A 21,255-nucleotide genomic window follows, 5' to 3' on the forward strand; every position below is an offset into this window, starting at 1 on the left:
GAATCTTGCGCCTCTTAAATTATTTGGTCTTGGCATCATCACACCGCAGCGGAAACGATTTCAACAAGAAGGAGGATCCAGATGCAACTAGGAATGATAGGACTAGGCCGCATGGGCATGAACATGGCGGGGCGGTTGATGCACGCCGGGATTGAATGCGTGGTTTACGACGCGCGCGCTGACGCCGTTCAGGAGCTTCAGTCCCAAGGGGCAAGCGGGACCGCCTCGCTCGAGGATCTTGTCGCCCATCTTGCAAAGCCACGCATTATCTGGCTGATGGTCCCCGCTGCTGTGGTCGATTCGCTTCTGTCGCAGCTGACACCGCTTCTTGCCGCAGGAGATATTATCGTCGATGGCGGCAATTCCTATTACCACGACGACATCAGGCGTAGCGCGGAATTGAGTTCGAACGGACTTCACTATGTTGATGTCGGGACAAGCGGTGGCGTTGCGGGCCGCGAGCGCGGATATTGCCTGATGATCGGCGGAGAAAGGGAAATTGTCCGCCACCTTGACCCGATCTTTGCTGCACTCGCGCCTGGCATTGATGCCGCGCCGCGTACTGTGGGCCGGCGTAGATCCAATGGATCGGATGGTACGGCCGAGCAAGGCTATCTGCACTGTGGCCCCTACGGGGCCGGCCATTTCGTGAAGATGGTACATAACGGCATTGAGTACGGCCTCATGGCCGCCTATGCGGAAGGGCTGAACATCCTTCACAGCGCGAACGCGGGCAGACAGGTGCGCGATGCGGATGCGGAAACCACGCCCATGCGCAACCCGGAGTTCTACCAATATGAGCTGGACGTAGCAGAGATCGCTGAAGTCTGGCGCCGAGGCAGCGTTGTAGCGTCGTGGTTACTCGATCTGACGGCGGAAGCTTTAATGGAGGATGCTGATCTTGCGGACTTCTCCGGGCGTGTTTCCGATTCTGGCGAAGGACGGTGGACCACGCTTGCGGCGGTCGACGAAGGTGTGCCAGTACCCGTGATCAGTGCGGCGCTCTTCAGCCGCTTCGAGTCCCGCGGTAATGCGGACTATGCAGATCGCTTGCTTTCCGCCATGAGGAAACGATTCGGGGGTCATGAGGAAAAAAAAGGGGGGCACTGAAGATGGACAAGAGGAACAATAGTGAGGTGGAGTCCGATGCCTTGGTACTATTCGGCGTGACCGGCGACCTTGCTTATAAGAAGATTTTTCCAGCGCTCTATGAGTTGGTAAAGAAGGAGTCTCTCAATATACCCGTGGTCGGGGTGGCGTCCTCCCCGTGGAGCCTCGAGCAACTGCGCGAAAGGGTAACGAAGGCGGTAAGCAAATCCGGGAAAGTTGATGACCAGAACGCACTTAACCATCTTCTTTCCTTGCTTCAGTATGTCCGGGGCGATTACACCAGCGTTGACACATTCAAACTCCTTAAACAAGCACTGGCGGGAGCTGAACACCCGGTGCACTATCTTGCCATTCCTCCGTTTCTTTTCGGAAACGTAATAAAGGGGTTGGGCGCGCTGGGGCTGGCGGCCGGGGCACGAGTCGTCGTTGAAAAGCCGTTTGGCCGCGACCTGGGCTCTGCACGTGAGCTCAATGCCATTGCGCGGTCGGTGTTCCCGGAGGAGTCGATTTTTCGTATCGACCACTTCCTCGGGAAAGAGTCGATCATGAATATTTTGTATTTCCGGTTCGCCAATTCATTACTGGAACCGATCTGGAACAGAAACTATGTAGCCAGCGTACAGATCACGCTGGCCGAGGAATTTGGAATCGAAGGACGCGGTGGATTCTATGAAACCGCAGGCTGTCTTCGCGATGTAATCCAGAACCACCTTTTGCAGATCGTTGCGCTACTTGCAATGGAACCGCCCGCCTACAAGGGTCTGGGAACAGTTCAAAGCGAGAAAATCAATATTCTTCAGGCCTTGCGCCCCTCGACGCCGGCTGACCTGGTACGTGGCCAATATGCCGGCTACCGGAACGAGACGGGCGTAGCCAAGGACTCCGATGTCGAAACTTTCTGCGCGTTACGGCTTTTTATCGATTCCTGGCGTTGGGAAGGGGTACCGTGGTATCTGCGTTCGGGCAAGTTTCTCGCTAAGACAGCCGCTGAGGTCATAGTCCAGTTAAAGCCGCCGCCACAAAGGCTTTTTGACGATTCGGCGGAAGAGGCGTGTCAGGCCAATTATCTGCGCTTCCGTCTTTCCCCCATCTCCGCCGTTGCTATTGCCGCACGCGTCAAGCGCCCCGGAAAGGAATTTGTCGGCATGCAGCGGGAACTTTGCCTGGTCGAGGAACACTTCGGGCGCGAATCGGCCTACGAAAGGCTTTTGCACGACGCCATGCTTGGCGATGAAACACTTTTTACCCGGAAAGAAGCGGTAGAAGCATCCTGGGCGGCTCTCGATCCTGTTCTTAAGTCATATCCCCCTGCCCTCCCTTATGAGCGAGGCAGTTGGGGGCCTGAGGCAGCGGATGCCCTGATCGCAACTGACGGCTGCTGGCACAATCCCTGACAGGGAGTATGAAAACGCGCGACGCGCGCGTATTATTTCGTTTCTGTTATTTGATTTGACCGACTCATAGGAAAGGAATGCCATGGCTAATACTTCCGTTCCAGGAAATCTCGCAATCCGGTCTGCCTTTTTCGCCACCGTTGCCATTCTTTGCATGGCAGGCGCCGCCCATGCGGAAACCGGCGCGACCGGAAGCAGCAATGCGGCTCCGGCAGGGAAGACCGTCTCCGCAGACTCAAAGCAACCATCAGGTTGGGGAGACGCCTCGGCATACCAGGGGAACTCATATACAAAGGAAAGCTCGTCCTCAGGTGAGACCACGGCGGGCTGGCAGCCTGCCGGGCAGGGAACTGGCTCATGCAGGCACTCCCACCCGGATCAGGAAGACTTTCTCTGTAAGCTTATCAGGATTTTTTATGGACCTGACTCGTCCGGACCGAACCGCGATATGGATAACAATATATCAGCCGGCGGTGCAGGTGGTTGAGGTTGAGAGCTGACCTTCCGGGTTCAGTTGGTAATCGACGACCCCGTGAGCGAGAAATTATTATGAAGCACGTTCCCTTTCCCCGGAGATTTCCCGCTCGATCCTCGATATTTGCCGTGATGGCTCTCTGCATGGTGAATGTGTCGAACGCGCAGAGGGGTGAAGCAGATCATGGTAGCGGCACACCGTCCCGACAAAGCTCTCCTGCTGCAGAACAACTTCCGTTTCCGCAAGGAAACGGCACAGCGGATCAGAGAAGTTTGCACCCGGAACAGGGCGGACCCGCTCCCGGACCTGGTGCCCCTGGTCACGCCTCCGCCCCGGCCGATACCTCCACAAGCCAAAAAGCAGTTGGTGTGTGCCAACCCTACACGGGAGGGGAGGAAAGCCTGTGGCGAAGAGTCATAAGGTGGTTCTGCGGGCCCAGTTCGCCGCAGGGACCTGACCGTGACGTAGACACGAATATTTCGGCAGGGGGCGCCGGGGGAGGATGACGCACAGCTTTAACCTCCTGCGAGAAGCGGCTCGGGACGAACGCGGGGATGCAACTACTTTCGTCCACGAACCATTCCTCACGGTGCCAAAAAAACACGATTGCCTTTGAGTCGATTCGACGTCCATCTCTCAGTTTAACCTCATCCCGATGTTGCCCTCGAACATCCATGCGTCCCGCTATGCTGAAATAATATTTAATGCGGCGACCAAAAACAAATAAAACCTCTTTGTCATAGTGGTTTCTATTGGTGTATATTTACGGGAATCCGGACGAAAATAGTAACGGACCTGTGTCCTGATAAGCCAGAACTCAGGTAATGAGCCAATTCAGCCGGTTTTATTACCGGCAATGCTTCACCATTTCTTCACTTCCTCGCCACATTTTTTTAACGTACATTGTGCTATTTTTTCCAACGGCATATGACCGGTAATTGACCGGCAGTGACAGTTATTGGTCCAGCATAATACGGGAAACATGTAGCATATAGGGAACATGTAACCTGAGTATCATCAAAAACATAAAGTTTCAGCCTCGCCATCATCCGAAATCGGGAGAATTTCATGAATTTCAGAATTCCGTTAAGTTTTTTTTCTTGTTGTTTAATCTCAAGTTCCCTGTTTGCTCAAGCCATCGACCTGTATGTCGACACCAAAACCAAGCAGATTTACGCGGAACCGGGAGAAGGACGTGTTCGCATGGGTTCGTTCGAGCGGGTTCCCGATAAACCTGCAAAGCCGGCCGGTAATGAAAGCGCAGGTGAGCCTGTCGCGGCGGCGAAGGAAAAAAGCCCTGAAGGAGGCGTGCTACTGCGGGATGTTGCGGATAAGTCGAAGGTAGTGGGCCCGGAGGTAGGCGGATTTGGAGTCGCTAACTGGAAAGAGAAAGATCCATTTAAATTCAATTTGAACCCGGATGGGAGTCAATACCTTAAATTCGGCTTCTTGAATCAGGCCTGGCTGCGGTATGAACAAACCAACCCGGGATCAACCGTATTGGGCAAGCCTGTGGACGACACGACGGATGTTGCGTTGCGTAGAACCCGTTTCGTACTGCAGGGGCAACTCACCGACAGAGTATATTTCTATACTCAATACGGTATGAATAATTTCAACTTCCTGACGCAGAGCGCGGACAACAGGAAACTTCAGGCGTTCTTTCATGATGCGTTCGGCGAATTGCGGTTGACCCAGGGTCATCAGATGATCGTGGGCGGCGGCCTGGTCATGGCCAATGGCCTGTCCCGCTACAGCAGTCCCAGTGTCAGCACGATCATGACCATGGATGTTCCGCTATTCGCACAGGCGACCGCCGACCGGACCGATATATTCAACAGAAAACTGAGCGTCTATTTAAGAGGCCAGATCGGCAATCTCAACTATCGCATTACCGCGAGCGATCCTTTCCCGATAAATACCGCTGGGCTGCCGCCAGAAGAGATTTCCCCAACAAACGCCCAATTTGCCAGGGTTGGTCACACAAAACAATACCAGGGATTTTTCATGTGGAACTTCTGGGACAAGGAACCGATGACCAACCCTTATATGCAGGGAACGTATCTGGGCAAGAAGTCGATACTGAATCTTGAGGCCGGCTTCATTACGCAAAAAAATGCCACCTGGACTGGAACCTCGGCGGCGGATGCTCAGTTTCACGACATGAATTTATGGTCGGTGGCGGGTTATCTGGATGCGCCGGTAGACAAGGTAAAGGAAACGGCCATCAGCGCCTACCTTGGCTACTTCAATACGAATTACGGTCCGAATTATCTTCGGACCAACGGCATCGGCCCAACTCCGGCTACTGGCGGTTCCACGCTTAATGGCGGGGGCAACGCGTTCCCGATGTTCGGTACAGGCGACATCTGGTACGGGCAGATAGGATATCTGCTGGCGAAAGATCTGCTTGGTGGAAACAATGGGCAACTGATGCCTTATTTTTCTTTTACGAGCGCAGATTTCCAGCGGTTGCATGATCAAATGAACGTCTTCAATGTGGGGATGAACTGGCTGCTGAAAGGACACAACAGCAAGGTTACCTTTGATTATCAGAACAGGCCCGTATTCAACAATGACGGGTATAAAATTTCCAATAGAGGCCAATTCGTACTTCAGTATCAGGTTGCTTTCTGACGGCCCGCAGCCAAGCGCTCCTGGCATCCCCCCGGCCGGCCTGGTTCAGGCCGGCCGGGCTGCTCATTCTCCTTCGCAAGAAACGCACAACACCTTTCCTCCTGCCTCGCCTCCCGACTCTGATTACTCGCGAACCCGGCACAGTTCCCCCTGCGCCGAGTTGACCTAACAGTCCCGGGCGCGGTTATTCGTTCGCCTCCGCTCAACTCCTTGCAATGTGTATTGCGTCATAGATTCAAAATAAAACCACTGCATAGCGGGAGCAAACCAGGGCGGCTCTAAGTGCGGTGGCGCACAGAGACGCGGGGCGCATGGCGTAAAATTTTCCCTGCACGCCACGGAAATTTTTTTCCGCATTGAATAATAAGGGACCAAGCGTCATCCACTTATTTTGCAGGGAGGCATGGCATGATCGCGGCGAGTGTGACCGAATGTAACGTTCCCGTCGCCATGCCGTCCTCGCGCCGAACTTCCTCAAACCGCCCCCGTGCCTGTAAGCGTAATATCGCAGAGCGTTTATTACATTCCGCTTCCCGGTATCGCAGACATTGCTGCGATCACTGCCGTATTCATGTAATCGCCGTAATTCCGTCTATCTCGGCTCGCAGCCCGCCACTTCTTACCAGAACGCTGCGCCGGAGGCGCGTAAAGCCCTTTCACGGGAGAATTGACGCCCTGTTTCCGTCGATCCCATCATCGATATGAAGACTTTCAAGCCAGGGTTCTATCGCGGTCCCGACGCGCCATGCGCCGGACGCTTGATCGCGCTTGCCGTCGTGTCGACTGCCACTATGACCGGTACAGCGACCGCCGGGGAAGCACCCTTGAACTATTTTTTACACAGCCATGGTCCGGCATCCCGGCCAACGATGTATCTGGGATGGGTGCTCGCGGGATTGTCGGTCGCGGTCTGCCTCATCATCGCGCTGCTTTTGATAACAGCCATGCTTCGTAAGCGTCCTGCGGCCGATTCACGCGTGATCGGGCAGGAGAGTGGAGGACTCCGGTGGATATATATCGGAACGGGAATCTCCACCTGCATTCTGGCCGGGCTGGTCGTTTATTCGCTCATGGTCCTGAACAATGTCGCAAACCCGCCGACGGCCCCCGCCATTACGCTGACCGTTACAGGATACGACTGGTGGTGGAAAATCGAGTATGACCATCCCGAGTCTGCAAAACGCTTTATCACCGCCAACGAAATTCATGTTCCCGTGGGTCAGCCTGTTCTTCTCAAATTGAAAAGTGCGGATGTGATTCACGCCTTCTGGGTGCCGAAACTTGCGGGCAAGACCCAATTGATCCCGGGTTTGATCAATCAGAAGTGGATTCAGGCCGATGAGGCCGGCATATATTCAGGTCAATGCAGCCAATTTTGCGGGGTAGGCCACGCTCACATGGGCTTTGAAGTGGTTGCGGAAAGCGCCAACGATTTTCAAAAATGGCAAGAAGAACAGCTTCGGACTGTTTCACCTTCCCCGGCGGGACGCATCAATGCGGGTTATAAATTATTCCTGGACCGCTGTGCCGGTTGTCACACCATCCGGGGAACCGATGCGGCGGGCGAGCATGGCCCCGACCTGACCCACCTGAACTCCCGGCGTCGCCTTGCTGGCGGGCTTTTGGCCAATACGCCGGATGATCTGATGGACTGGATCACCCGTGCACAAAAGCACAAGCCGGGGTCGCGCATGCCAAGTATGGTCTTATCGGACGACGAGAGGTCCGTGCTGGCATTATTCCTGTCAACACTGGATTAGAAAGCCATGGCTATCGCTGACATCACGCAGCGTCCCATCAATGATGATCTTGACCGTGTGCCGGACTTTGGGCGCGCCCCAAGCGGTTCCGATATCGAAGCAAACCTTACCGGAATATGGGAAACAGCGCCTGGATGGAGAGGCTGGCTTTCGACGGTCGATCATAAAACAATCGGTCTGCGCTACATCGTTACCGCTTTTCTTTTCCTGCTGATAGGTGGTATCGAGGCGCTGATAATGCGCGTACAGCTTGCCGGCCCGGATCTGACCTTGCTGACTCCGGAACAATACAGCCAGCTTTTCACAATGCACGGCGTGACAATGATCTTTCTGTACGCGCTGCCGATATTGTCGGGATTTTCCAATTATCTCTGGCCGCTATTGCTCGGCTCGCGAGATATGGCTTTTCCTCGCCTCAATGCGCTTTCCTACTGGATCTTCCTGTTCGCCGGCATCTTCATGTATGTCAGCTTTCCTCTCGGGCAGGCGCCGAACGCAGGCTGGTTCAACTATGTCCCTTTTTCGGGCCCGATATATAACACCGGCCCCAACATCGATGTATTTGCACTCGGTATGGTGTTGCTGGGGATCTCCACAACGGTGGGATCAGTCAATTTCGTTGTCACCCTGTTCAGGATGCGAGCACCCGGCATGACCATCAACCGCGTGCCGATTCTCGTCTGGGGCACGCTTACCGCCTCTGTTGCCAATCTATTGGCAATACCCGCAATCAGTCTCGCGTTTTTCCTGTTGTGGCTGGACCGGCAGTTCGGCACTCATTTTTTCGATGTGGCCAACGACGGTAAGCCGTTGCTGTGGCAACACCTGTTCTGGATCTTCGGCCACCCCTGGGTTTACGCCATTGTGCTCCCGGCGATGGGCATCGTCTCCGACGCGCTGCCGACGTTTTGCCGCCGGCCGCTGGTCGGTTATACCGCGGTGGCGCTTGCGACCATGGCGACCATGCTGATCGGATTCGAAGTATGGATCCATCACATGTTTGCCACCGGCTTGCCCGCGGTGGCCTTGTCGATCTTTGGCGCCGCCAGCATGGTGATTTCAATCCCGAGCGCTGTTGCCGTGTTTGCCTGGATCGCAACAATCTGGCTGGGGAGGCCGGTGTTCAAAACGCCGTTTTTGTTCTTCGCCGGCTTTGTCATTCTGTTCGTGATCGGCGGCATGTCCGGCGTGATGACGGCAGCGGTGCCGCTTGACTGGCAGCTCAACGATACCTACTTCATCGTTGCGCATCTGCATTACGTCTTGCTTGGCATCAACGTATTCCCTGTCGTGGGTGGCATTTATTACTGGTTCCCCAAATTTACCGGTCGCATGATGAGCGAAAGAATAGGCAAATGGAGTTTCTGGGTCATGTTCACCGGCTTTAACGTTGGATTCTTCCCCATGCATCTGGCCGGCCTGCTGGGCATGCCGCGGCGCATCTACACATACTCCTCCCGCATGGGATGGGATGGCGTCAACATGATCACATCCGTCGGGTCTTTCCTGTTCGCCCTTGGCGTGCTGATCTTTCTGGTCAACGTCGTCATCAGCCTCAAACGCGGGGCGCTGGCAGGCCCCAATCCCTGGGACGCGGCCACGCTGGAGTGGACCACGTCTTCACCGCCACCGGCTTACAATTTTGCCGTTATTCCCACTGTCGCCAGCCGCCATCCGTTATGGGAGGACAGGCTGGAAGAGGATAGCGGGGACAACAGGGCGCGCTCCAATTTCACTGAGGGGTATTTGCTGACGAAGGGCCGGGAAACCATTGGAACTTCGCCCATCGATGCAAAGCCGGTGGCCATCCTCAAGATGCCCGACGATTCCTATACGCCTTTCTTTTCCGGATTGTTCCTATCCCTGCTGTTTGCCGGCCTGTTGCTGCACTGGTGGAGTTTTACAGCCGGGATGGCCATAGCGGGCGGAATAACGCTAATCATTTGGATGTGGCCGCAAAAAGCGCTCGTTCAACGCATCGCCGCCGGAAGAGGCCCATGAGTGAGGCAGGTCAGCTCAGCCAGCGTCAGCCATTGCCGGTGGGAAGCGCAGGCAAGCTCTCCACAGGCTGGTGGGGGATTCTGGCATTGATCGTAACAGAAGCGTCCCTGTTCGGCTATTTGTTGTTCGCATACTTCTATCTGGCGTCTCAAACCGAGCAGAGCTGGCCACCGGAGGGTTTACCCGCCCTGCTTGTGCCCACTGTCAATACGGCGATTCTACTCGCCAGCAGCGCTGGCGTATGGGCAGCAGAACGCTACGTCCGGCAAGGGCGGAGACAGTCGAGTATTGCCGGGCTGGTAGCGGCAATCGCGCTGGGCAGCAGCTTCGTCGTGATTCAACTCCTCGAATGGAGGGACAAATCCTACGGCATCACTTCTGACTTGTATGGATCGCTCTACTTCACGATTACAGGATTTCATATGTGTCACGTTGTCATTGGCCTGGGCATTCTGATGCTCCTGCTGGTCTGGACATTACTCGGCTACTTCGATGGCAGGCGCCACGCTGCAATCACTATCGGCGGCGCCTATTGGCACTTTGTGGACATTGTCTGGCTGTTCGTTTTCTCGGCATTGTATGTATCTCCTTATCTCATCAAATAAGCCTTACCGGAAATGAGCACCAGGCAAAATACCGTCAGGCAGCAAGCCTCCTACCATGACTCGCTGAGCCGGACATTGTTGGGCATATTCGGCGCACCCGTGGCGTGGGTGATCCAGATGTCGTTGATCGAACCCATTGCAGCCTATGCATGCTACCCGCGCCAGGTTCCGCTTTCCGCTCCGCTCTGGGCCGAATTGCCTTTCATGCTGGCTATAATCAGTCTGGCTTGCCTGGCAGGAGGTTTATTCTCTGGATATATTGCATTGGATTTCTGGCGGCGAACAGGCCGTTCGTTGACACGGGCCCTGCAAGAAACGCAGGTCATCGAAGTCGATGAGGGGCAGACGCGATTTCTGGCAATGTTGGGGATAATGTCGAGCTTCCTGTTTATTGTTGCGATTTTATTCACCAGCTGCGCGGTCCTTTTAGTGTCGCCATGTAGCGCCTGGACTTGACAGGGATGCGACCAGCAGTGGCGTTCATGGGTTGGTTTACCCGTATGGTCAGGAAAATAATAGTCTATACATGGTTAGTCATCCCGGCGGTCGCCGCTGCCGCGCAGGCACCCGATCCCGCAATGATCGCGCGCGGGGCGTACCTGGCGAAAGCTGCCGACTGCATGGGTTGCCACACTGCGGGGCCCGATCATCCGCCGTTTGCCGGCGGTCTGCCGATCAACTCGCCATTCGGAACCATTTACTCAACCAACATCACGCCTGATCAGGCCACAGGCATCGGCCACTACAGCCTTGATGACTTTAGCCGCGCACTTCGCGACGGCATTGCCAAAGGCGCCAGGAGGCTTTATCCGGCGATGCCCTATGCCTCGTTCACGGCAATGTCGGACGACGACGTCGAGGCGTTATACGCCTATTTCATGGACGAGGTTAAGCCGGTCAACCATCGGCCGCCCCAGACCAGCTTGCCGTTCCCTTTCAATCAGCGCTGGACCCTGCGATTCTGGGACATCGCTTTCGTGAACCACGAGCGCTTCAGGCCGCGCGCTGATCGCGACGCGCAGTGGAATCGCGGCGCTTATCTCGTGCAAGCCCTGGGCCACTGCGGCGCTTGTCATACTCCCCGCGGACTTGGCTTCCAGGAAAAGGGGTATACCGAGTCATCACCCGACTACTTGACCGGGGCGGTAATAGAAAACTGGTTTGCTCCTGATCTGACCGGAAACCCCGCATCCGGTTTAGGACGATGGTTCGAAGCAGAAATCGCCAAATTCCTTGAAACAGGTCATGGCGGGCAAACCGTCGCGTTTGGCAGCATGGTCACGGTTATTGAAAAGAGCACGCAACATTTGCGGAAAGAAGATCTGAACGCTATTGCCCGTTATCTCAAAACGCTTCCACGCCGGGACGGAAAAACATCGTTTGAGCCACTCATGAGGAAAGTCGGCACGGCGCCGGCCGGGAACATCATCGGCCCATTCGAGCGGCCCGGCGCAGGTCTGTATCGGGGATTTTGCGCCAAATGCCACCGACCTGACGGTGCAGGCAAGCTGCCGAAGCTGCCCCGTCTTGCCGGCAGTCCGGTTGTTCTTTCAGAAAACGCCACTTCTCTCATTCGGCTCATGCTGGAGGGAGGCAAAGGTCCGCTGACAAAAAACGGCCCGAAGCCCGAGAAGATGCCAGGTTATGCAAAAAAATTCTCTGACCGCGAGATCGCCGACGTGCTTACCTTTATTCGCAACAGTTGGGGCAATAAGGCACCCGCGGTCACGCCGCGCGACGTATCAAGACTAAGGAAAGCATTGGCCGAGTGACCGTTGCGGCGGAGCGAGATGTATAACCTTGGCGAAAATCGATGAGGGGGCTCGCCTCGCAGCATAATTTCACGGCCGAACCCGGGAGTGAACGGAAAATATGCTTGCCCGTCAGCTTGATTGCTCCTGCCGTACATGTTTCCGCGGCATCAGTTCGTTGCGCACCACGATCAACACTCCGATGGCGCTCATCATAGCGCCGTGTATCCACAGAATTATTCCGCCGATCTGCTGATCCGCCAGTGCGCTCAAGCCACCGATAGCACGGCCGCAAATGGTGTAAATCGGGTAGAGTTCCTGCGACGCAAAAAAAATCATTGCGCCCATCACGATTTGGGGTGGAGCTACGGCAAGCATCATCACGATACGGGAACCTGGCGACAGGCGAACCGAAAGTATGGGGCCGGGATGTAAAACCAGTCCCCAGAAGATCAAACCGTTCACAAACATGCTCCAGTTCATCAGCCGGTACAGGCGCCAGTCGATCATTGCGGTGAAATGGATCGCAGGCAATAACCAGAAGCCGATGAGGCCGCAGAATAGTGTTACCGCCACGATTGGATTGCATAAGGCACGTATCAGATACTGAACTGGCCTCCACCCGGCCATAAGGCGAAAAACCCGCCTGATCCTTGGGGGCATGCCCCCGAGAAGCGTGGCTGATGGCCTGCTCAATACAATCAGGAAAGGCCCGAGATGATGTAATACAAGATGCTGAAGCCGATGAATGAAAAACTGATGCTCGGAGTAATAATCGAACTGTGTATGGGAAACCAGATATACGGAAACCAGCCCGGCCCAAAAATATGATTTTTGTTGAAATGAAGGTTTGCTTCTGGCCGAACCCTTTAGAAAGAGAATTGCTGCGACAGCGGTTGCGCCGGCAACCAGAATTGACGCTTCCCAAGGCTTGAACCAGTATAACCAATCCATCAGGAGCAGGCTCCCCGGACGGCGCGTCTAGTTCGCGGCCGCCAAAAAGATATGTGCAAACTTATTCCACCGTCTGCGTCACTGCCGGATTCCGTCAGCTGAAGCCAGCAGTCGGCGAAGGTCCTGCTCCAGATTCTCGTCAGAATCGGCGGAAGTGGCCAGCAGGCGCGCTTGACCTCGTGAATCAAAAATGTAAATGGCGTCGCTGTGCATGATATCGCGCGACTCGGATATTTTTGAGCGCGGACGATAGGCCGCCCGGTATTGCTTGGTGAGAGCTTCGATGTCTTCTTTTGAGCCCGTCAACCCGACGGCATGCACGGGGTCAAATTGTGTCACGTACCGGTGCAAGACTTGCGGCGTGTCACGCTCGGGATCGAGCGTGACAAAAAGGACGCGAACTTGCTGCGCATCACTGCCCAGAAGCTGCGTTATGCGAGCCAGCCGGGCCATTGAAACGGGGCATTCGGCCTCACAATGGGTAAATCCGAAATACATCAATAATACGTGCCCATCATATGTTTCTGCCGTCACCGCCTGGCCGGTGTCGGACGTCAGAGAAAAATTCAGTTCCGGCAAATGGCCTGTGACCTGCTCAAGATGCCAGGAACTCCTGGAGGTGCAAGCACTCACTGCCAGCACCATCATCAACCCTGAAATGAACCGGCCTGTAATCAGGCTTAGTGATCTGGCAGCACGTTTGTCCATCGAGATTTTCCCACGTTGCTTTCGGCAGTGATGTTCGCCCGTTCGCTTTCAATATAGCATTCAACATTGCTATTGCACGAATACGGGAAACGCTTTATATTCCTCTCATGAGGCAAACACATCGCACTTTCCCCCTCCGCTTTCTGCATCGCCCGCAGCTTCTCGCAAGACCGCTGCTGCGCCGCGCGCGCTAAAATTACACCCCCCTTCAAGTTTTTTATGCTGCGGAATCTGCTCCTGGATTCGGTATGGCAGTTCGATTATCCTTTCGGAAAACGGAGAATTCATTGAAAGACCACTTGATTATCTTTGACACCACTTTGCGCGATGGCGAGCAAAGCCCCGGTGCATCCATGACGCGAGAAGAAAAGGTACGGATTGCGCGGCAACTCGAGCGCATGCGGGTGGACGTGATCGAAGCAGGCTTCCCGGCCGCCTCCAACGGCGACTTCGAATCGGTGAAAGCGGTGGCTGACGCGATCAGGGACAGCACGGTGTGTGGCCTCGCCCGGGCGACCGAAGCTGACATCAAGCGCGCCGGCGAAGCTTTGCAAGGGACCACTTCGGCTCGTATTCACACTTTTATTGCCACTTCTCCCATACACATGCAGAAGAAGCTGCGCATGTCTCCGGACCAGGTGGTGGAACAAGCGGTAAAAGCGGTGAAATGGGCTCGCCAATATACCGATGATGTGGAATTTTCACCTGAAGACGCAGGCCGCTCCGACATAGATTTTCTCTGCCGCGTGCTGGAGGCTGTGATTAATGCCGGAGCCGCCACCGTTAATATTCCCGACACCGTCGGTTATACCATGCCGGAGCAGTTCGGAAAACTCATCCGTACGCTGCGTGAACGAATACCCAATTCCGACAAGGTAGTGTTTTCAGTGCATTGCCATAACGATCTGGGTCTGGCAGTGGCTAATTCTCTCTCGGCGGTAGTCAACGGAGCGCGCCAGGTGGAATGCACCGTTAACGGCCTGGGTGAACGCGCAGGTAATGCCTCGCTGGAGGAAATCGTAATGGCGGTACGTACCCGTCAGGACTTTTTCCCCTGTGACACGCGCATAGACGCGGTTCATATCGTACCGGCGAGCAAACTTGTGTCGGGTATTACGGGTTTTCCAGTACAGCCGAACAAGGCCATTGTCGGCGCAAACGCGTTTGCTCATGAATCCGGGATACACCAGGACGGTGTCCTCAAGCACCGCGAAACCTATGAGATCATGCGTGCCGAAGACGTGGGCTGGGGCGCCAACAAACTATTACTCGGCAAACATTCCGGCCGCAACGCCTTTCGCAGTCGTCTGGCGGAACTCGGGATTGGATTGGAATCGGAGGAAGTGCTTAACGCTACATTCATGCGTTTCAAGGAATTGGCGGACAAGAAGCACGACATTTTCGACGAAGACCTGTATGCGCTGGTTTCGGACGACGCCATGACCCTGCACGAACACTACAAGCTTCTGTCGCTGACGGCTCATAGCGAAACCGGCGAAACGCCTCATGCGAATATAGTGATTGGCGAAGAAGGCAAGGAATCGCGCGCCGAGTCGGATGGTAGCGGTCCCGTGGATGCCGTTTTCCGGGCAATTGAAAAGATATTGAGCAGCGGCGCCGAGTTGCAGTTATTTTCTGTTAACGCCATCACAAGCGGTACCGATTCGCAAGGCGAGGTGACGGTGCGATTGCAAAAGTCGGGCCGCATCGTTAACGGGAACGGTGCGGATACCGATATCGTCGTAGCCTCTGCTAAAGCCTACCTCAGTGCGCTCAACAAACTGCACAGTAAACTGGAGCGAGCACATCCGCAGGTTTGATCAGCCGATTCCGCAGGACGGGATAAACTGATAGTGTATGCGGCAGGATCAGTTTATTCTGCTTGGAACATGGGGGATGCGTTTTGAGATTTTCCTTTCATACCTGTCGATCGGCTTAAAGACCGATGAAATCCTCGCGCCCCCTGGATTTCACATATTACGTGCTGGTCCGCTTCTTCCAGCACAATTGCACACAGGTTGCCGGAAGCCTTACCTTCACTACTCTGCTCTCGCTAGTGCCGTTAATCACTATCGCACTATCTGTCGTGGCGGCATTTCCCGCGTTTACTGAATTTTCAACCCAGATAAAAATATTCATTCTCACCACTATGGTGCCGGAAGCGGCAAATAAGGTCATCGCCGTATATATGCAGCAATTCGCCGACAACGCGGTGAAACTGACCGCCATCGGCACTGCTTTTCTGGGGGTGACGGCGCTTGCGCTGATGCTGACCATCGACAAAGCGCTAAACTCCATATGGCGGGTTTCCCGGCTACGACCCCTCCTGCACCGGCTGCTGATATACTGGGCGGTACTCACCATTGGTCCACTATTGATCGGCGCGAGCTTGTCGCTTACTTCCTGGCTGATCGGAACGTCGATGGGTCTTACCCGGGACATTCCGGGCATCGATATCGCGCTTCTGCGCCTGGGACCACTCGTCCTGACTAGTATTGCCTTTTCGATTCCCTATCTCATTGTCCCTAATCGCCAGGTTTCATGGCGTCATGCGATGGTGGGCGGCGTGGCCGCGGCCGTGGGATTCGAGGTTATGAAGCAGGGGTTCGCCATTTATGTCACCCGGTTTCCCACTTATCAGGCGGTGTATGGCACGTTTGCCGCTATCCCTATTTTCCTGCTGTGGATTTATCTCTCATGGTTGATGGTGTTGCTGGGCGCGGTAATTGCCGCTTCCCTTTCCAGTTGGCGTTTCGGTACATGGCGGCGCGACCCGGCAGCAAAGGGCAAGCAGTTTTTCGACGCGTTGCGCCTGTTACAGATACTGGGAGAGGCGCTAAAGACAGGCAAAGTTGAAACTTATTCCAGTTTGCAGCAAGGACTGGCGCTGACTCCCGAAGAGCTGGAGCCGATGATGGAGCTTCTGAGCCAGGCCGGGCTCGTCCAGCAGGTGAAGACAGGAGGATGGGTTTTGATACTTGATCCCGCTAAAATCATGGTTGCCGATATTTATCGCCTGTTTACATTTCGCCCCGAGGCGGTGCGCTTCGCTGCTGCGGGCGATGAAAAGCTGGAGCATCTGCTGGACGAGATTGCGGCCGGAATGAACGAGAAAATGAATCTCCCGCTGTCGCAACTTTTTGCGTCATCGCAACCAGATAAAGTGGTGGTGAATTGAACTTCAAGGGTTGTCCAAAAAAATGACGCGATACTGTCTTGCCGTTTTGGTGTGCCTGTCCTTATCCCTGTCCAATGCCCAGGCCGTGGGCTTTACTTTTACGGACCATACGGGCAAGAAACTCACGCTTTCTGACTACAAAGGCAAATGGGTAGTGATAAATTTCTGGGCAACGTGGTGCCCACCTTGTCTGAAGGAAATCCCGGATCTCGTGTCGCTCTACGAGAGCCGGAAAAAAGATGTAATGGTTATCGGTGTCGCGATGGATTACCGTAATCCTAAAACGGTGCTTAAATTTGTTGACTCCATGTCCATTTCTTATCCGATTGTTTTTGGCGATAAAAAAATTGCCTCGCAGATCGGACCCGTCTCAATGCTGCCTACCACCTATTTATTTGACCCTGCCGGGAAGCCGGCAGCCTACAAGGTGGGGATAATTTCCCGCGAAGACCTGGAGGGCTTCATGCGGGAAAATCCGGTAGTGGAACCGGGCGGACGTTCAGGCGGGAAAACGCAACGAAAGGACAAGTGAATTCCTGCAAGCAACAGGATATCTACTATCGAGACAAGGGCCTACGTTAGGCCACCTGTCGAGAGAACCGTCATGGAGGGCCGGCAGATGAACGCAGAAAGGCAATTACAGGACATCACGTCAGGCTCCGCGTATTCTTGATTTTATAAACCCGACAATATCTTGGGATGGATAAGGAATAGCTTGTGCTTTCTCGTCCCGTCGCCCCTGATACTCTATTATTCCTTGCTTCAAGCTTCTCTCGCCGATAACGATACGATGGGGAATGCCTATCAGCTCCATGTCAGCAAACATCACACCGGGCCGATCGTCCCGGTCATCCAGCAGAACATCGATGCCGGCGTCGCACAGCGCAGCATATATACTCTCGGCCTCGATCCTGACCTCCGTATTTTTCTTTAGCCCGATGGGGATGATAACGACCTGGAAAGGCGCCATCGCCTCCGGAAAGATAATACCGCCCGCATCATGGTTCTGCTCGACGGCGGCAGCTACAATGCGTGATACGCCAATGCCATAGCAACCCATTTCCATGGGCCGGCTCTGCCCTGATTCATCGAGATAAACGGCTTTCATCGCTTCCGAGTATTTAGTGTGCAACTGGAAAATATGCCCCACTTCTATGCCGCGGCAGATATCCAGCTTTCCCCCGCCATCGGGCGATGGATCGCCAGGAATCACATTGCGGATGTCGAAGACATGGTCGGGTTCTTTCATATCACGGCCAAAATTCGCATTCACGAGATGGTAATTCTCTTCATTCGCACCGCACACGAAATCGTTCATTGCCGCTACGGTACGGTCCGCGATGACGGGAAGGGTCAGGCCGGCAGGTCCAATATATCCTGGAAGGCAACCGGTTTTTGCGCGAATTTCCTCTTCGTTCGCTAACCGGAAGTCGCAAAGAAAAGGAATCTTGCGAACTTTCGTCTCGTTGAGGTGATGGTCGCCGCGTAGCAGCAATAGATATACTTCGCCATTTGCCACTACTGCCAGCGTTTTTATCGTTTGCTCAACAGGAAGGCTCAAGAACGCGGCCACTTCCTCACAGGTCTTTTTGCCCACCGTCTCGACTTTCCGCATTACGCTTCCAGCCGCACCGCGAGGCCCTGCCGGCGGCAATGCCTCGGCCATTTCCACGTTAGCCGCGTATTCCGAATCCGGGCAAAAAGCGATGGCGTCCTCGCCTGAATCCGCTAATACGTGAAACTCATGCGAACCGCTGCCTCCCATTGGTCCGGTATCCGCTGTCACTGCGCGAAATCCCACTCCCAGGCGGCTGAATATCCGGCAGTAGGCTTCATGCATCGCTGCGTATGTTTTCTCCAGGCTGTCACTGCCGGCGTGAAACGAATAAGCGTCTTTCATGACGAATTCGCGGGCGCGCATGACGCCGAAGCGCGGCCGGATTTCGTCGCGGAATTTGGTTTGAATCTGGTAAAAGGTCAATGGCAACTGACGGTAGCTTCTAATCTCCCGCCGGGCGATGTCTGTAATAACCTCCTCATGGGTAGGGCCAAAGCAAAAATCGCGCTGATGCCTGTCCTTGATTCTCAACATCTGGGGACCGAACACATCCCAGCGTCCCGTTTCGCGCCACAATTCAGCAGGCTGTATGGCCGGCATCAGAAGTTCCAGCGCGCCGCTTGCGTCCATCTCTTCCCGCACGACACTTTCAACCTTCCGCAGGACTTTAAGACCGAGTGGCATCCACGTGTAAAGCCCGCTCCCTAGCCGCCTGATGAGGCCGGCGCGCAGCATCAGCTTGTGGCTTATCAATTCCGCCTCGGCGGGGGCTTCCTTGAGAGTGGAAATAAAAAAACTTGCTAGGCGCATATGCGGTCCGCTGTGACGGTGGGACCTGCAATTCTACTCTGAAAAGTCATCCCATTTTCAGCCGCACTGCCTGTGCTTCCTTAACCGTTGTTTTATTAAACTCTTGGCAGCTTTCAATCTGGGATAAAATGTGGAAAAATCTATTCCTATTGTGATGGATAAAACGGGTGAATCGCATGATCGACCGTAACGGATATCGCTCAAATGTGGGTATCATTCTGCTGAACTCGAAAAACGAAGTATTCTGGGGGAAACGCATCAAGCAGGATTCCTGGCAATTTCCGCAAGGAGGCATCAAGCCGGGCGAGAGTCCGGAGCAGGCGATGTATCGGGAATTGACGGAAGAAGTCGGCTTGCATCCCTGGCATGTGGAGATCATTGGCCGAACACGGCATTGGCTTCGCTATGAAGTGCCGGATCAATGGATAAGGCGCGACTGGCGAGGAAATTACAAGGGCCAAAAACAAATCTGGTATCTTTTGCGACTGATAGGGCGTGACTGCGACGTATCCCTGCGCACCAGCGTCCGTCCTGAATTTGATGCGTGGCGATGGAACCAGTACTGGGTAGAACTGGAGTCCGTGGTCGAATTCAAACGCCAGGTTTACCGGCAGGCCTTGACGGAACTGGCGCGCTTGCTCAACCGTCCCCTCCCTCCCACCGGAAGTGATGGTTATGGCAGATCGGGCTACGGCAGCAGGAAACAGTTTGCAATTGGTCCAGTCAAACATAGCGAGTAAATCGGACAAGCAGCATTCCAGCACGGAACAGCATGAAATATTCCCGGACCGGGAAGACCGGTGTGCCGAGCCATGCCCGGGCACTCCCCGGATTCGATTGGCAGGAGTCCCGCGTTTCATATTTAGCCGTGCCAGGCCCTTACCTCTTTTTTTACAGCAGCAAGCTCCATCGCGACATATGATATCCGATACCTTGTTCCCGTCCCGAGCCGCAGATAAACTTGCCCATGGCTTCAGTTTGTTAGGCGTAATCGGCTGCGCCACTACAGCCGCGTTTTTTAGGAGATTACCGATGATAATGCGGGCATTGATCATATCGCTGCTATCTGTTGGAACCATTGCCGCGCCGCCAGTCATGGCTGCCGCTGCCGATGAACCCATTCAGCCAATTGAAGCCGCCAAACCCAAGAATGAAAACATGGTGGAACTGGGCAAGATGCTTTTTTTTGATCCACGCTTATCGAAGTCCGGATTCATCTCGTGCAACTCCTGCCACAACCTGAGCATGGGCGGCTCAGACAATCTGCCCTCATCAATCGGCCATAAGTGGCATCAGGGCCCGATCAATTCGCCTACAGTGCTGAATTCCAGCATGAATCTGGCGCAGTTCTGGGATGGCCGTGCCAAGACCTTGAAGGACCAGGCTGGCGGCCCGATCGCAAACCCCGGGGAAATGGCGTTCAGCCACGAATTGGCGGTGGGCGTGCTCCAGTCCATCCCCCAGTACCGGAATCGCTTCAAAGAGGTGTTTGGTTCCGACAAGATTGACATCGGCATGGTAACGGATGCAATCGCCGCCTTTGAAGAAACACTGGTTACACCTGACTCCCGTTTCGATAAATGGCTCAAGGGCGACAAGGCGGCCATAAATCAAACCGAACGGGAAGGATACAATCTCTTCAAGGATGCCGGGTGCACGGGCTGTCATAATGGAGCTGCGGTCGGCGGGGCCTCATTCCAGAAGATGGGTGTAATGGAACCTTACAAAACAAAGAGCAAGGCGGAAGGCCGGTTTGCGATAACTGGAAAGGATGCGGACCGCATGATGTTCAAGGTACCCACCTTGCGAAATATCGAGTTGACTTATCCATATTTTCATGACGGTGCTGCCGCAAGCCTCGAAGACGCGGTGAACACGATGGGCCGTCTACAGTTGGGCCGCAACTTCACCAAGGATGAAAACGCGAAGATCGTAGCCTTCCTGAAGACGCTTACCGGTAAGCAACCTCAATTCCTGATACCCATTCTGCCGCCCTCAACCAAGGAGACCCCGAAACCTAAACCGTTTGATGATTAATCAGTACAGGGGAAAACCGGATCGCGCTCCTTGATGCCTCTTCTCTTGCGAGAGAACGCCATAAGTTGCGCGTTGCCGGACCTGCATTCATCGGAAGGCGTTCCGTACTGCACTTTCGGATGAAAAAGTATGCCAGGTTGAGTTACAGCCCGGGCTCAGCCGGGACTTGCATTTTGGCTGCGCTCAAGTCAGGCACTGCGGGTATTGCCACGCCGGAAATAGCGAAGATTGCGGTGATGCTCCTGTTCTTTTTTTATCCCCGCTGATTCAATTCTCC

At 54.6% G+C, this 21,255-nt stretch carries 17 protein-coding genes; 14 read left to right on the forward strand and 3 right to left on the reverse strand.

Annotation, left to right across the window (positions count from 1 at the left end; all coding sequences use genetic code 11):
- Positions 1 to 81: 81 nt before the first annotated feature.
- From gnd to BMZ14_RS06915, 9 genes are all read left to right on the forward strand, one after another.
- On the forward strand, positions 82 to 1,110 hold the full coding sequence (gnd, locus tag BMZ14_RS06870; RefSeq protein ID WP_074796077.1) for a phosphogluconate dehydrogenase (NAD(+)-dependent, decarboxylating): 1,029 nt from the start codon (positions 82 to 84) through the stop codon (positions 1,108 to 1,110).
- Between the two features lie 2 nt (positions 1,111 to 1,112).
- On the forward strand, positions 1,113 to 2,504 hold the full coding sequence (zwf, locus tag BMZ14_RS06875) for a glucose-6-phosphate dehydrogenase (RefSeq protein ID WP_074796078.1): 1,392 nt from the start codon (positions 1,113 to 1,115) through the stop codon (positions 2,502 to 2,504).
- An 82-nt stretch (positions 2,505 to 2,586) separates the two neighbouring features.
- The gene (locus BMZ14_RS06880) at positions 2,587 to 2,991 is read left to right on the forward strand and encodes a hypothetical protein (RefSeq protein WP_074796080.1); all 405 of its coding nucleotides are present in this window, start codon (positions 2,587 to 2,589) and stop codon (positions 2,989 to 2,991) included.
- Positions 2,992 to 4,047: 1,056 nt separating this feature from the next.
- Positions 4,048 to 5,616: a hypothetical protein gene (locus BMZ14_RS06890; protein ID WP_074796083.1), complete on the forward strand. Its 1,569-nt coding sequence runs from the start codon at positions 4,048 to 4,050 to the stop codon at positions 5,614 to 5,616.
- 701 nt (positions 5,617 to 6,317) lie between these two features.
- Positions 6,318 to 7,376: a cytochrome c oxidase subunit II gene (coxB, locus tag BMZ14_RS06895; protein ID WP_083396698.1), complete on the forward strand. Its 1,059-nt coding sequence runs from the start codon at positions 6,318 to 6,320 to the stop codon at positions 7,374 to 7,376.
- Between the two features lie 6 nt (positions 7,377 to 7,382).
- Positions 7,383 to 9,377: a cytochrome c oxidase subunit I gene (ctaD, locus tag BMZ14_RS06900; protein ID WP_074796085.1), complete on the forward strand. Its 1,995-nt coding sequence runs from the start codon at positions 7,383 to 7,385 to the stop codon at positions 9,375 to 9,377.
- The gene (locus tag BMZ14_RS06905; protein ID WP_074796087.1) at positions 9,374 to 9,982 is read left to right on the forward strand and encodes a cytochrome c oxidase subunit 3; all 609 of its coding nucleotides are present in this window, start codon (positions 9,374 to 9,376) and stop codon (positions 9,980 to 9,982) included. The genes ctaD and BMZ14_RS06905 overlap by 4 nt, the downstream gene beginning before the upstream one ends.
- 12 nt (positions 9,983 to 9,994) lie before the next feature.
- Positions 9,995 to 10,438 carry a hypothetical protein gene (locus tag BMZ14_RS06910; protein WP_074796089.1) on the forward strand — a complete coding sequence of 148 codons (444 nt, stop codon included), beginning with the start codon at positions 9,995 to 9,997 and terminating at the stop codon, positions 10,436 to 10,438.
- A gap of 26 nt (positions 10,439 to 10,464) precedes the next feature.
- Positions 10,465 to 11,754: a cytochrome c gene (locus BMZ14_RS06915; RefSeq protein ID WP_074796090.1), complete on the forward strand. Its 1,290-nt coding sequence runs from the start codon at positions 10,465 to 10,467 to the stop codon at positions 11,752 to 11,754.
- 111 nt (positions 11,755 to 11,865) lie between these two features.
- Here BMZ14_RS06915 and BMZ14_RS06920 read toward each other — a convergent pair whose 3' ends face one another.
- Positions 11,866 to 12,687 (reverse strand): cytochrome c oxidase assembly protein, encoded by an 822-nt coding sequence (locus BMZ14_RS06920; protein WP_074796092.1) that lies wholly within the window; start codon positions 12,685 to 12,687, stop codon positions 11,866 to 11,868.
- Between the two features lie 78 nt (positions 12,688 to 12,765).
- Entirely contained in the window at positions 12,766 to 13,395 is a 630-nt protein-coding gene (locus tag BMZ14_RS06925) for an SCO family protein (RefSeq protein ID WP_074796094.1), read from the reverse strand.
- Between the two features lie 287 nt (positions 13,396 to 13,682).
- On the opposite strand from BMZ14_RS06925, the gene BMZ14_RS06935 reads away from it, so the two are divergent.
- The 3 genes from BMZ14_RS06935 (at position 13,683) to BMZ14_RS06945 (ending at position 17,105) form a co-directional block, all read left to right on the forward strand.
- A complete protein-coding gene (locus tag BMZ14_RS06935) occupies positions 13,683 to 15,215 on the forward strand; it encodes a 2-isopropylmalate synthase (protein ID WP_074796097.1) in 1,533 nt (510 codons plus the stop codon).
- Between the two features lie 125 nt (positions 15,216 to 15,340).
- A complete protein-coding gene (locus BMZ14_RS06940; RefSeq protein ID WP_074796099.1) occupies positions 15,341 to 16,573 on the forward strand; it encodes a YihY family inner membrane protein in 1,233 nt (410 codons plus the stop codon).
- Positions 16,574 to 16,595: 22 nt separating this feature from the next.
- Entirely contained in the window at positions 16,596 to 17,105 is a 510-nt protein-coding gene (locus BMZ14_RS06945; RefSeq protein ID WP_074796101.1) for a TlpA family protein disulfide reductase, read from the forward strand.
- 120 nt (positions 17,106 to 17,225) lie between these two features.
- On the opposite strand, the gene BMZ14_RS06950 is transcribed toward BMZ14_RS06945, so the two are convergent.
- Entirely contained in the window at positions 17,226 to 18,941 is a 1,716-nt protein-coding gene (locus tag BMZ14_RS06950) for a proline--tRNA ligase (protein WP_074796103.1), read from the reverse strand.
- A gap of 176 nt (positions 18,942 to 19,117) precedes the next feature.
- On the opposite strand from BMZ14_RS06950, the gene BMZ14_RS06955 reads away from it, so the two are divergent.
- Both BMZ14_RS06955 and BMZ14_RS06960 read left to right on the forward strand, forming a co-directional pair.
- Positions 19,118 to 19,681: an RNA pyrophosphohydrolase gene (locus tag BMZ14_RS06955; RefSeq protein ID WP_074796542.1), complete on the forward strand. Its 564-nt coding sequence runs from the start codon at positions 19,118 to 19,120 to the stop codon at positions 19,679 to 19,681.
- A 292-nt stretch (positions 19,682 to 19,973) separates the two neighbouring features.
- On the forward strand, positions 19,974 to 20,978 hold the full coding sequence (locus BMZ14_RS06960; protein WP_074796105.1) for a cytochrome-c peroxidase: 1,005 nt from the start codon (positions 19,974 to 19,976) through the stop codon (positions 20,976 to 20,978).
- The last annotated feature ends 277 nt before the right edge of the window (positions 20,979 to 21,255 follow it).

Origin of the sequence: Nitrosospira briensis, assembly GCF_900115125.1 — a bacterium.
Classification (GTDB): Bacteria; Pseudomonadota; Gammaproteobacteria; order Burkholderiales; family Nitrosomonadaceae; genus Nitrosospira; species Nitrosospira briensis_A.